The following is a 12,001-nucleotide window of genomic DNA, read 5'->3' as shown; positions in this document are numbered from 1 at the left end:
GCGAGGCATTTACCGCCGCGGTGGCGCGGCGACGAAAACCCGCCAGGGGTACGCGTCGAAGGTGAGCACCGGTCCGGCCGGGTCCTTGCTGTCCCGCACCCCGACCACGCCCGGCAGGTTCACGGCGACCTCGACACACTGATCATTGGAACCACTCCGGCGACTCTTGCGCCAGCGAGCACCAATCAACTCCATGACTCCGCCAATCCCCTCAACCGTTCCAGCGACTCCGGTGGTGGCAGCGCCACGGCGAGGGTAGCCTCCCAGGTCCGCTGCAATCGGATCAGATCGGACGGTCGATCCAGCTCCTGCCCGCCGACCTGGCCTCCGAGAAACGCCAGTTCGTTGCCGTCCACGATGCTGGCAAGGATGAAGGGGCCGTTCAGACCCGGGTACTCCTCTGCGGCACTGGGTACAACCTGCACTCGGACGTGCGGGTGCTCGGATGTCATACGGGCAAGGTGCAGCGCCTGGTCGGACATCACCGTTCGCCCGCCCACCCGTCGATGCAGCGCGGCTTCATCCACCACGGCCACGAGTCGGAGTGGACGTTCGGCGTAGAGCACCTTCTGACTGTCCATCCGGTCGCTGAGCCGGCGCTCCACCTCATCCGGATCGAGCAAGGGATCGGACTCGAACACCGCCCGGGCATAAGCCTCGGTCTGGAGCAGACCCGGAACGTGCAGCGGCTCGAACCACCGCATGGCCCATGACTGCGCCAGGATCGCCCGCCATCCGCGTAACCAGGGCTGGGCGCGGTCCAGGCTGACCAGCTCGGTGAGCATGCGGCCGAAGAGACCGCCGGTGTCGAGGGCCTCATCGACCAGCTCCACGTACTTCGCGGTCGGCGGCTGGTGACCCAGCTCCACCGCACTCACCATCGACGCCGAATAGTTGACCGCCCGGGCCAGCTCCTCCTGGCTCAAGCCGCGTCGAACCCGGGCTCGGCGCAGCTCGGCGACCAGGAACGCCGCCGCCGTCATCTGCCCGTCCGCCATCCAGTCGCCCTCCAACGCCGGGTCGGTCAACTCCGACGGTGCGCCACCGACCGGGCGGCGCACCGCAGCGTGCCTCGCGCAGCGCGCGCAAAGCCTTCCGAGCGTAGTCGCGTCGTCAGCAGACTGTGAAGCGCGACGTCCGGTGCTCCGATCCCCGGGCACGGTGTCGCGGTGGGACCGCCCGCTCCCCCGGCCGGGCGGTCCCACACCCGCCGGGGCGGCGACATCACCAACGACTCAGCTCGAAAGGGACTGGCATGCCCCCACCCGACCGGCCGCACCTGGCGTTACGCCCGCTCTGGCTCTGCCGAACCTGCGGCACCCCTTGGCCGTGCCCGCAGGCACGCCTCACCCTGGTCGGTGAGTACGCCACCGACCCCGTCGGGCTGAGCGTCTACCTCTGCGGCGTGCTCCACGAGGCGACCGCCGACCTGCACCGCCTCCACCCCGACCACCGGCTCGACCCGGCCGCCCTGTTCGACCGCTTCCTCGGCTGGGCCCGGCGGCGGGCGACGCCCTGACTCAGGGGTGCGTCATCCGCAGCAGGTCCAACGCCTCGTCCAACTGGGTCTCGGTGAGCTTGCCCGAGTCGACGTGGCCACGGGAGATCACCACCTCGCGGATGGACACCTGCTTGGCCAGCGCCTCCTTGGCGATCGAGGCGGCCTCGTCGTAGCCGAGGTGGCGGTTGAGCGGGGTGACGATCGACGGCGAGCCCTCCGCGTACGCCAGGCAGACCTCGGCGTCCGCGACCAGGCCGGCCACCAGGCGTTCGGCGAAGAGCCGGCTGGACGCGGCGATCAGCTTGATCGACTCCAGCAGGTTGCGGCCCATGACCGGGAGCATCACGTTCAGCTCGAAGTCGCCCTGCGAGCCGGCGAAGGCCACCGCCGCGTCGTTGCCGATCACCTGGGCGCAGACCTGGCGCATCGCCTCGGCCACCACCGGGTTGACCTTGCCGGGCATGATCGACGAACCCGGCTGGAGATCGGGGATGCGCAGCTCGCGCAGGCCCGCACGAGGGCCGGACCCCATCCAGCGTACGTCGTTGGCGATCTTGTAGAGGCCGACCGCGACGGTGCGGAGCTGACCCGACGTCTCCACCAGCGCGTCCCGCGCGCCCTGCGCCTCGAAGTGGTTACGCGCCTCGGACAACGGCAGGCCGGTCGAGTCGCGCAGTCGCCCGATCACCTTGCCCGCGAAGCCGAGCGGTGTGTTGATACCGGTGCCCACCGCGGTGCCGCCCAGCGGCAGCTCGGCCAGCCGGGGCAACGCCATCTCCAGCCGCTCCACGCCGTAGCGGACCTGCGCGGCGTAGCCGCCGAACTCCTGCCCCAGCGTCACCGGGGTGGCGTCCATCAGGTGCGTCCGGCCAGACTTGACCACGGTCTCGAACTCGGCTGCCTTCGCCTCCAACGCCATGGCGAGCTGCGTCAACGAGGGCAGCAGATCCTCCACCACGAACTGGGTGGCGGCCAGGTGGATCGAGGTGGGGAACACGTCGTTGCTGGACTGCGACGCGTTGACGTGGTCGTTGGGGTGGACGTCCCGGCCCAGCTCACGGCTCGCCAGCGAGGCGATCACCTCGTTGGTGTTCATGTTGGACGACGTGCCGGACCCGGTCTGGAACACGTCCACCGGGAACTGGTCGTCGTAGCCGCCGGCGACGACGTGCGCCGCGGCCGTCGTGATCGCCTCGGCCACGTCCGCGTCGATCACCCCCAGCTCGCCGTTGACCTCAGCCGCCGCACCCTTGATCTGCGCCAGCGCCTTGATCTGGGCCGGTTCGAGCCCGCGCCCGGAGATCGGGAAGTTCTGCACCGCGCGCTGCGTCTGCGCCCGCCACAGCGCCTCGGCGGGCACCTCCACCTCGCCCATCGAGTCGCGTTCGATCCGGTAGCCGGTCGCCTCTGGAGTCGTCACGCATCCCATCCTGCCGCGCCGCCCGCCGACGTGCAGCGGAACGCGCGCCGGTCTCAGCCCAGCTCGGTCAGCAACTCCGCGGTGGCCCGCCGGTCCGGCGACTCGATCTGGACGAACAGCGCCAGCGCCCGGCTGGCGTACCGGTGCGCCTGCTCCGGGTCCGTCCACCGCAGGCAGCGGGCCATGCCGTCCAGCGCCCGGGCCTGCTCGTAGCGGGCGCCGAGCCGGGTCGCGTCGGTGAGCACCCGGCGGTGCAGGTCCAGCGCGCTCGCCTCGTCGCCCTGGTCGAGGATCGCCCGGGCGAGCAGGTTCCGGGAGGCGCACTGCCCGACCAGGTCACCGGCGTCGTTGATGGCGACCAGCGCCTGCCGGTGCAGGGCCGCGGCCAGGTCGGGCCGGCCCTCCTCGCGCTCGATCACGCCCAGCTCGTTGAGCAGCTCACCCTCGCCGAACCGGTTGCCGGTCCGGCGCTTCACGGTCAGCCCGGCCCGCAGCAGCCGCCGCGCCGGCTCCCGTTCCCCGCGCTGGCGCCGGGCCATGCCGAGATGGCCGATGGCGTTTCCGATCTGGCGCAGGTCGCCGCTCTGCCGGGCGACGCCCAGGTGGTGGCGGCACATCCGGACGGCCTCGTCGGTGCGCCCGCTCCACAGCAGGGTGAGCGAGAGATTGTTGAGCAGATTGGCCAGGGGCGCCGGGCCGTCCGACTCCCGGAAGAACTCCCGGGACGCCTCGAACGTCTCGATCGCCCGCCGGAACTGCAGACCCACCGCGTACGCCGTGCCGAGGTTGGCCACCGCGCCCCGCAGCTCCCCCGTCAGGCCGAGCCGCCGGTAGATCCCGACCGCCACCTCCATCTGCCGGATCGCCTCGGCGAAGCGCGCCCGCCGGTAGTTGGCCGAGGCGAGATAGTTGTGCATGGTCGCCACGGCCTTGTCGTCACCCAGCCGCTCGGCGGCCCGCAGGCCGACCCGGTGCGTCTCGATCAGGTCGTCCAGGTGACCGCCGTCGAAGTTGACCGCCCACCCGGCGCGGGCGAGCTGCCAGCTCTGCTGCAGGAAGCCCTCCGCCTCGGCCAACCGCACCAGCGCGGCCAGCGTCGCCCGGTTCTCCTCGATCCAGGTGCGGCCCAGCCCGACCGTGGCCGCCACCAGGTCGGGCCGCAGTGGGTCCGCCAGCGCGAACAGATCGCGCGGCACGGCGAGTTCCAGCGACAACGCGATGGTCGCGGCGACCTGGAGGTGATGGTCGAGGAGCCGGGCCAGCGCCGCCTGCCGCCCCGCGGCCGTCTCGCGCTCCGCGCCGAGGGTACGGGCGTACTCCCGGATCAGGTCGTGCAGGCCGTAACGACCCGGTTCCACCTCCTCGACCAGGTGCGCGTCGACAAGCTCGTCGAGCGCGTCCTGCGCGTCGGCGAGCGGGAGATCGGCGAGCACCGCCGCGACGCGGTTGTCGGCACGGGCCCCCGGGTGCAGGCCGAGCAACGCGAAAACCCGCTGGGCGGCCGGCGACACCTGCTCGTACGACAGGGCGAACGCCTGGGCCACCGACCGTTCCCCGGCGGCCAGCTCGGCCAGCGGGTCTGCCGCGCTGCTCAGCCGCTCGGCCAGGTCGGCCACCCGCCACCGCGGTCGGTGCGCCAGCCGCGCCCCGGCCAGCCGCAACGCGAGCGGGAGAAGGCCACACCGGCGGGCCACCTCCGCGGCCGCCGCCGGCTCGGCCGTGATCCGCTCCCCGCCGGCCACCCGGGCCAGCAACTCGACCGCCTCGTCCAGGTCGAGCAGCGGCAGCGACGACGGCCGACCCTCGTCCAGACCGATCAGGCGCCGGCGGCTGGTGATCAGCACCAGGCAGTCCGGGCCGTTCGGCAGCAGCGGCGCGACCTGAGCCGCGTCCGCCGCGTTGTCCAACACCACGACCGCCCGCCGCTCGGCCAGCTCGGAGCGCCACATCGCCAACCGGTCGGCGGGGTCCACCGGCACCCGTTCGGCCGGCACGCCGAGCTGCCGCAGCAGGGTCGCCGCCGCCGCGGCGGTGGTCAGCGGGCTGCGCTCGCTGTGCCCGTGCAGGTCGACGAAGAGCTGCGCGTCCGGGAACCGGTCACTCAGGGCGGTCGCCACCTGGACGGCGAGCGTGGTCTTGCCGCTGCCCGCCATGCCGTCGACCAACTGGACCCGGACCCCGTCCTGCTCGATCTCCTTGACCAGCCGTGCCACGGTCTGCTGCCGCCCGGTGAAGTCGCTGATCGCCCGGGGCAGCGCCCGCACCGGGCCGGTGGCCCGGCTCTCCGTCCCGCCCAGCGCCAGGTCACCGGCGAGCACCCGCTGGTGCAGCTCCTGCAACGCCGTACCCGGTTCGATGCCCAACTCGTCGGCGTAGATGCGCCGGCCCTCGCGGTAGACGGCGAGCGCGTCGGCCTGGCGGCCGACCGCGGACAGGGCCAGCATCAACTGCCCCCGCAGCCGTTCGCGCAGCGGGTTGCGTTCGACGGCGTCGGTGAGCTCGTCGATCAGTTCGGCCGCCCGGCGCAGCCGCAGCTCGACGTCGACGCACTCCTCCAGCACCGCGAGCCGTTGCTCGTCGAGGGTCTGCGCCCGCCGCCGCACACTCCGGGCGGGGATGCCGGCGAGCGCGGGACCGCGCCAGAGCGCCAGCGCGGACCGGTAGCGCTGGCACGCCTCGCCCACCTGGCCGGCGACCACCTGCGCGCGGGCGGCCTCCACGGTCCGGGCGAACACCTCGGCGTCCAGGTCGTCCGGCTCGACCCGGATGCCGTAGCCGGCCGGATCGGTGACGATGGTCTCGGCGGGCAGCCCCAGCACCACGAACCGGTGCCGCAACCGCGAGACGCAGATGTGCAACTGGGCCCGGGCCGTGGCCGGCGGGCGTTCCTCCCAGACCGCGTCGATCAGCTCGTCGAACGGCACCACCCGGCCGGCGCGCAGCAGCAACAGGGCGAGCACGGTCCGGTCCCGACCTGCGGTGACGGTGGCTTCGCCGCCGCCCACCCGCAGTGGTCCCAGGATCCCGAACCGCATGCGCGCCCCCGTACGCCCTTTGTGCACTTCCTGGAGCGTAACGCGGCGGTCACCGAACGCCGCGCGGTGGTGATAGAGATCTGATAGACGATCGAGAGCGGCGGCGTCCACACTCGTCCCGGGTTGCCGTCGGTGACGGCATCCGACGGGGGCGGTGCGCTCGTCGGGCCGCGAGGCCGGGCGAGCGCACCGATGTCGCTCAGCGGCGGCCGACCGTGAGCACCGGCTTGGTGACCTCGGCGAAGAAGTCGTTGCCCTTGTCGTCGACCACGATGAAGGCCGGGAAGTCCTCCACCTCGATCTTCCAGACCGCCTCCATCCCCAGCTCGGGATATTCGAGCACCTCGACGTGCTTGATGCAGTCCTGGGCGAGCCGCGCGGCCGGGCCGCCGATCGAGCCGAGGTAGAACCCGCCGTGGGCGCCGCAGGAACGGGTGACCTGGGTGGACCGGTTGCCCTTGGCCAGCATCACCATCGAGCCGCCGGCGGCCTGGAACTTCTCCACGTAGGCGTCCATCCGACCGGCCGTGGTGGGGCCGAACGACCCGGACGCGTAACCCTCGGGGGTCTTGGCCGGGCCGGCGTAGTAGACCGCGTGGTCGCGCAGGTATTGCGGCATCGGCTCACCGGCGTCCAGCCGCTCGGCGATCTTCGCGTGCGCGATGTCGCGCGCCACGACCAGCGGACCGGTCAACGACAGGCGCGTCTTCACCGGGTATTTCGACAGCTCGGCGCGGATCTCGGCCATCGGCCGGTTCAGGTCGACGCGGACCACCTCCTCGGTGTCCAGCGTCTCGTCGGTGACATCGGGCAGGAACCGCGCCGGGTCGGTCTCGAGTCGCTCCAGCCAGACGCCCGACGGGGTGATCTTGGCGACCGCCTGCCGGTCGGCCGAGCAGGACACCGCGATCGCCACCGGGCAGGAGGCGCCGTGCCGGGGCAGCCGGACCACCCGCACGTCGTGGCAGAAGTAGCGGCCGCCGAACTGCGCCCCGATGCCGAAGTTGCGGGTCAACTCCAGCACCTCGGCCTCCAACTCCAGGTCACGGAAGCCGTGCGCGCTCATCGAGCCCTGCGTCGGCAACGCGTCCAGATATTTCGCCGAGGCGTACTTGGCGGTCTTCAACGCGTACTCCGCGGAGGTGCCGCCGATGACGATCGCCAGGTGGTAGGGCGGGCAGGCGGCGGTGCCGATCAACCGCAGCTTCTCCTCCAGGAACTGCATCATCCGTGTCGGATTCAACAGCGCCTTGGTCTCCTGGTAGAGGTAGGACTTGTTGGCCGAGCCCCCGCCCTTGGCCATGAACAGGAACTTGTAGGCGTCGGGGTGGCCGTCCGGATCCTCGGCGTAGAGCTCCACCTGCGCCGGCAGGTTGCTGCCGGTGTTGCGCTCGTCCCACATGGTCAACGGCGCGAGCTGCGAGTAGCGCAGGTTGAGCCGGGTGTATGCCTGGTAGACGCCGCGCGAGATCGCCTCGGCGTCGGTGCCGTCGGTGAGCACGTGCCGGCCACGCTTGCCCATCACGATCGCGGTGCCGGTGTCCTGACACATCGGCAGCACCCCACCGGCCGCGATGTTGGCGTTGCGCAGCAGGTCGAGCGCGACGAACCGGTCGTTCGGCGAGGCCGCCGGGTCGTCGATGATCGACCGGAGCTGGGCCAGGTGCGCCGGGCGCAGGAAGTGGGCGATGTCGTGCATGGCCTCGGCGGTCAACGCGGTCAGCGCGGCCGGCTCCACGGTGAGGAACCGGCGGTCACCCGGGCCGTTGACGACGTCCACGCCCTCGTCGGTGACCAGGCGGTATTCCGTCTGGTCGGGACCGGTCGGCAGCAGGGGTGCGTACGAGAAGGCGGCGGCACTGCTCATGACCGAAAAGCCTAGGGCAGAGCGGTCGATCGGTGACACCCGCCGGTGGGTCGTGGGACGCCGATCTCACCGGGCGTCACTTCCCGTCGGCGCAGAGCTCCTTCTTCGGCCCGCAACTGCCCTGGTCGCTCGGGGGACGCCAGGTGTCGGCCGGATCGGGCACCGGCACCGCGCCCTGGTCCGGCGGGGGCACGCCGGCGTCGGCGGCGCCCCAGCGGACGTACCCGATCTCCCGACCCTCGCCGATGATCATGCCGTTCGGGCCGACCGCGAGCGCGTTCGCCGCGGTGCGCAGCTCGACCAGCACCCGGCCGCCGCGCGGCTCGACCGCGACCAGCCGGGACGGCTTCTCCTCGGTGATCACCGCCGCGTACGGGGTGAGCGCCGCGCCGGTCTTGCCGCCGGCCGGGCGGGTCCACCGGGTCCGGTCGGCGGACAGCTCGCGGCCGAACAGCGAGTCCTTGTCGGCGCTGCGCACCACCGCGTAGCGGTCGTCGACCGCGAGCAGCTTCTCCCCGTCCGCGCCGACCTGGAGCAGCCGGCCGTCGTAGCCGTCGAGGACCGCCTCACGGCCGTCCGGGGCCACCCCGATGAGGACGTTCCGGGCGCCCTGCGGGTCCTCCCGCTGCACGCAGCCGGCGGAGTCCGCGGTGCGCAGGTTGATCCCGGCCCGGCGCCACACCTGCTGCCCGGTGGCCGGGTCGACGGCGATGATGACGAAGTAGCAGCTCCCGTCGCGGGAGGTGGCCGCGATCCGGAGCAGCCGGCCGCCGACCACCGCGAGCCGCTCGTCCCGCCCGGGCTGGACGTTCTGCAACACCCGACCGGTCGCGGTGTCCACCACGTGCACCCGGCCGTCGACCGGGAAGCCGAGCAGCGGCGGGACCGACTCCGGCCCGGCCACCCCGCCGTCGATCCGGGTCGCGCCCAGCCGCCGGGTGCCGAGCAGCTCCGGGTTGTCGGCCAGCACGCCGCTGTGTACGCCGGGCAGGAACGCGCTCCACAACGGGGTGGTGCCACGCGGCTCCCAGGCCCGCAACGTGCAGTCGGTGGGCTGCACGCAGTAGGCGTCGAGCAGCAGGTTGCGGTAGGTCCAGACGGCTATCGCGCGATCGTCGCGCCGACGGGTGACGCCGGACGCCGGGTCGAGCACCTCGTACCCCTTGTCCAGCAGCTTGCCCACGGCGACGACCGACTCCCGGCCGCTGCCGGCCACCGCCGACCAGTCGGCCTTGCGTTCCCAGAGCTGGCTGCCGTCGGCGAGCTTGCGCGACTCGATCCGGGTGCGCTGCTCGACGATCACGGTGTCGCCGGCGATCGTGACGCTGCGCGGGGTGCCGCCGACGCGCTGCTGCCAGGCCACGTCCGGCTCGGAGATCGGCTCGCTCCGGTCGACCCAGTCCCACAGGCGGGGGAACGGATTCCACACGCCGGTGGCGGCGAGCACGACCACGGTGATGAGCCCGAGCAGCAACCAGCCGCGTACGCCTAGGCCCTTCACACCGACACGGTAGCGACGATCACCGTTCCCTCGGGCTCCACGCGGGGCGTGTCGCGCCCCTTCTTGCCCGGGCTCGAATGTTAAGAGGGGGCCCCTGCTCTGCCGAATGCGTTAAGCGGGGGCCCCTCCTTACCGCTGGGCCGCGGAGCGGACCAGCGGCGACGTGCGGTAGGGGATCTGCTCCGCCAGCGCGATGATGGTCGAGGCGCGCCGGATGCCCTCCGAGGCGACGATCTGGTCGATGACGCGCTGGAGGTCGGTGTTCGAGCGGGCCACGATGCGGCAGAGCAGGTCGCTGGAGCCGGTGATGGTGTGCGCCTCCAGCACCTCCGGGATGGCGGCCAGGTGCGCGGTCACCTGGTCGTGGCCGTGTCGCTGGCTGATCTCCAGGGTGACGAAGCTGGTCACCCCGAAGCCGATCGCGGCCGGGGAGATCTGCGGCCCGAACCCGCCCACCACGCCGCGCCCGACGAGCTTGTCGAGCCGCGCCTGGACCGTGCCCCGGGCCACCCCGAGCCGCCGCGAACACTCCAGCACGCCGATTCGGGGTTCCTCGGCGAGGAGTTCGATCAAGCGGGCGTCCAGCTCGTCCAGCTGTGCATCCTGACCAGTGTTCATGGTGATCCACCGTACCGAATGCGCAACCTGACCAGGAATTTCGCCAACTATTGCCCAACCCGAGGCGGTCCGGAGATGCTCGCCGGAAGCACATCCACGGCGGCCCACGAGGCCGGCCGGTACGCGAGGGAGGCCACCATGACCCAGGCGATCGACCGACCCCAGTCCACCGACGAGGCCGACGCCGACGTTCTCGTCGGCGTCGTCGACCACGACATCAGCCGGGACCCCTTCCCGGTCAAGGGCCTCGACCACCTGCACTTCCTGGTCGGCAACGCCAAGCAGGCGGCGCACTACTACTCCACCGCCTACGGCATGACCTGCGTGGCCTACCGGGGCCCGGAGCAGGGCTACCGGGACCACGCGCAGTACGTGCTGACCAGCGGCTCGGCCCGGTTCGTGCTGACCGGCGTGGTCCGCCCGGACGCCGACGGCGCGGAGCACGTGGCCAAGCACAGCGACGGCATCTCCGACATCGCGCTGGAGGTGCCGGACGTGGACGCCGCGTACGCGCACGCCACCGCGCAGGGCGCGACCGGCCTGGTCGAGCCGCACGACGTCAGCGACGAGCACGGCACGGTCCGGATGGCGTCCATCGCCGCGTACGGGGACACCCGGCACACGCTCGTCGACCGGTCCCGCTACACCGGCGTGTTCCTGCCCGGCTTCGTCGCCCGGGGCCCGATCGTGGACCGGCAGCCGATGATCGACGCCGGCCTCCAGCCGAAGCGCTTCTTCCAGGCCGTCGACCACGTGGTCGGCAACGTGGAGCTGGGCCGGATGGACGAGTGGGTCGAGTTCTACAAGCGGGTCATGGGCTTCACCAACATGGCCGAGTTCGTCGGCGACGACATCGCGACCGACTACTCCGCGCTGATGAGCAAGGTGGTCGCCAGCGGCACCCGGAAGGTGAAGTTCCCGCTCAACGAGCCGGCGGTGGCCCGCAAGAAGTCGCAGATCGACGAATACCTGGAGTTCTACCGGGGCCCCGGCGCCCAGCACGTCGCGGTGGCCACCAACGACATCCTGGCCAGCGTCGACGCCATGCGGGCGGCCGGCGTCGAGTTCCTCGACACCCCGGACTCCTACTACCAGGACCCGGAGCTGCGCGCCCGCATCGGCAACGTGCGGGTGCCGATCGAGGAGCTTCAGTCCCGCAAGATCCTGGTCGACCGGGACGAGGACGGCTACCTGCTCCAGATCTTCACCAAGCCGGTGCAGGACCGCCCGACCGTCTTCTTCGAGCTGATCGAGCGGCACGGCTCCCTCGGCTTCGGCAAGGGCAACTTCAAGGCCCTGTTCGAGGCGATCGAGCGGGAGCAGGAGAAGCGCGGCAATCTGTGACACTGTCCGCGTGACCCAGCCTCCCCCGAACCCGACGCCGCCGCCTGCCGGGCCCCCGCCCGTGGGCGGCGGCTTCGCGCCGCCCACGCAGCGCACCCCGCCGACGTACGCGGGCGTGCCCGGCTACCCGCCGCCCCCGCCCGGGTACGCGCCGTACCCGCCGCTCGCCCCGCCCCCGGTCGCGCCGGACGGACGGCCGCTGGCCAGCTTCGGCGACCGGCTGCTGGCCTGGCTGATCGACACCGCGGTGGCCTCGGCGGTGGCCATGGTGCTGTTCCTGCCGGTCTTCCTGTGGATCGTCTTCCGGGTGGTCGACGACCTGAGCGCCGCCGGCCCGGAGGGGCCCGATCCGGCCACGGTCTGGACGGAGATCTTCCTTCCGCTCCTCGCCGCCGAGCTGGGACTCTTCCTGGTGGTGCTGGTCTTCTACTGGCTCTACCACGTGGAGTACGCCCGCCGGAGCGGGCAGACGCTGGGCAAGAAGGTGATGAAGCTACGGATCGTGCCGGCGCGGCCCGGCGCCACGCTGACCCGGGGCATGCTCGGCAAGCGCTACCTCGTCGAGTTCGTCGCCGGGTCGCTGGTGCCGTTCCTCAGCTACCTCGACGGCTTCTGGCAGCTCTGGGACAAGCCCTGGCAGCAGTGCCTCCACGACAAGTTCGCGAACACGGTCGTCGTTAAGGTTGGACCGTGAGCGAGCGCAGCGAGGCACGAC

At 71.9% G+C, this 12,001-nt stretch carries 10 protein-coding genes; 3 read left to right on the top strand and 7 right to left on the bottom strand.

From position 1 onward, the window contains the following. Positions 1-9: 9 nt before the first annotated feature. Together O7618_RS28055 and O7618_RS28050 are read right to left on the bottom strand one after the other, a co-directional pair. Positions 10-195 carry a DUF397 domain-containing protein gene (locus tag O7618_RS28055; protein WP_278109140.1) on the bottom strand — a complete coding sequence of 62 codons (186 nt, stop codon included), beginning with the start codon at positions 193-195 and terminating at the stop codon, positions 10-12. Then, complete coding sequence (locus O7618_RS28050) at positions 186-998, bottom strand: helix-turn-helix transcriptional regulator (protein ID WP_278110181.1); 813 nt, start codon at positions 996-998, stop codon at positions 186-188. The genes O7618_RS28055 and O7618_RS28050 overlap by 10 nt, the downstream gene beginning before the upstream one ends. Positions 999-1,255: 257 nt before the next feature. Here O7618_RS28050 and O7618_RS28045 point away from each other — a divergent pair, with 257 nt between their 5' ends. Further along, the gene (locus O7618_RS28045) at positions 1,256-1,519 is read left to right on the top strand and encodes a hypothetical protein (protein WP_278109139.1); all 264 of its coding nucleotides are present in this window, start codon (positions 1,256-1,258) and stop codon (positions 1,517-1,519) included. A gap of 1 nt (position 1,520) precedes the next feature. On the opposite strand, the gene O7618_RS28040 is transcribed toward O7618_RS28045, so the two are convergent. The 5 genes from O7618_RS28040 to O7618_RS28020 all read right to left on the bottom strand — a co-directional run bounded on the left by O7618_RS28040 (position 1,521) and on the right by O7618_RS28020 (position 9,942). Beyond that, positions 1,521-2,930, bottom strand: coding sequence for a class II fumarate hydratase (locus O7618_RS28040; RefSeq protein WP_278109138.1), 1,410 nt, complete (start codon positions 2,928-2,930; stop codon positions 1,521-1,523). A 44-nt stretch (positions 2,931-2,974) separates the two neighbouring features. Further along, positions 2,975-5,956, bottom strand: a complete 2,982-nt coding sequence (locus tag O7618_RS28035) for an AfsR/SARP family transcriptional regulator (RefSeq protein WP_278109137.1) — start codon at positions 5,954-5,956, stop codon at positions 2,975-2,977. A 199-nt stretch (positions 5,957-6,155) separates the two neighbouring features. After that, positions 6,156-7,823 carry a fumarate hydratase gene (locus tag O7618_RS28030; protein WP_278109136.1) on the bottom strand — a complete coding sequence of 556 codons (1,668 nt, stop codon included), beginning with the start codon at positions 7,821-7,823 and terminating at the stop codon, positions 6,156-6,158. 76 nt (positions 7,824-7,899) lie between these two features. Further along, positions 7,900-9,282, bottom strand: coding sequence for a PQQ-binding-like beta-propeller repeat protein (locus O7618_RS28025; protein WP_278110180.1), 1,383 nt, complete (start codon positions 9,280-9,282; stop codon positions 7,900-7,902). 171 nt (positions 9,283-9,453) lie between these two features. Next, the gene (locus tag O7618_RS28020; protein WP_278109135.1) at positions 9,454-9,942 is read right to left on the bottom strand and encodes an Lrp/AsnC ligand binding domain-containing protein; all 489 of its coding nucleotides are present in this window, start codon (positions 9,940-9,942) and stop codon (positions 9,454-9,456) included. Between the two features lie 138 nt (positions 9,943-10,080). On the opposite strand from O7618_RS28020, the gene hppD reads away from it, so the two are divergent. Further along, entirely contained in the window at positions 10,081-11,286 is a 1,206-nt protein-coding gene (gene hppD / locus O7618_RS28015) for a 4-hydroxyphenylpyruvate dioxygenase (protein ID WP_278109134.1), read from the top strand. Between the two features lie 10 nt (positions 11,287-11,296). Next, positions 11,297-11,980 (top strand): RDD family protein, encoded by a 684-nt coding sequence (locus tag O7618_RS28010; protein WP_278109133.1) that lies wholly within the window; start codon positions 11,297-11,299, stop codon positions 11,978-11,980. Positions 11,981-12,001 lie beyond the last annotated feature (21 nt).

It is taken from the genome of Micromonospora sp. WMMD980 (genome assembly GCF_029626035.1).
Classification (GTDB): Bacteria; Actinomycetota; Actinomycetes; order Mycobacteriales; family Micromonosporaceae; genus Micromonospora.
Note: the sequence above shows the minus strand (reverse complement) of the source record. Positions and strands in the feature narration are given on the sequence as shown.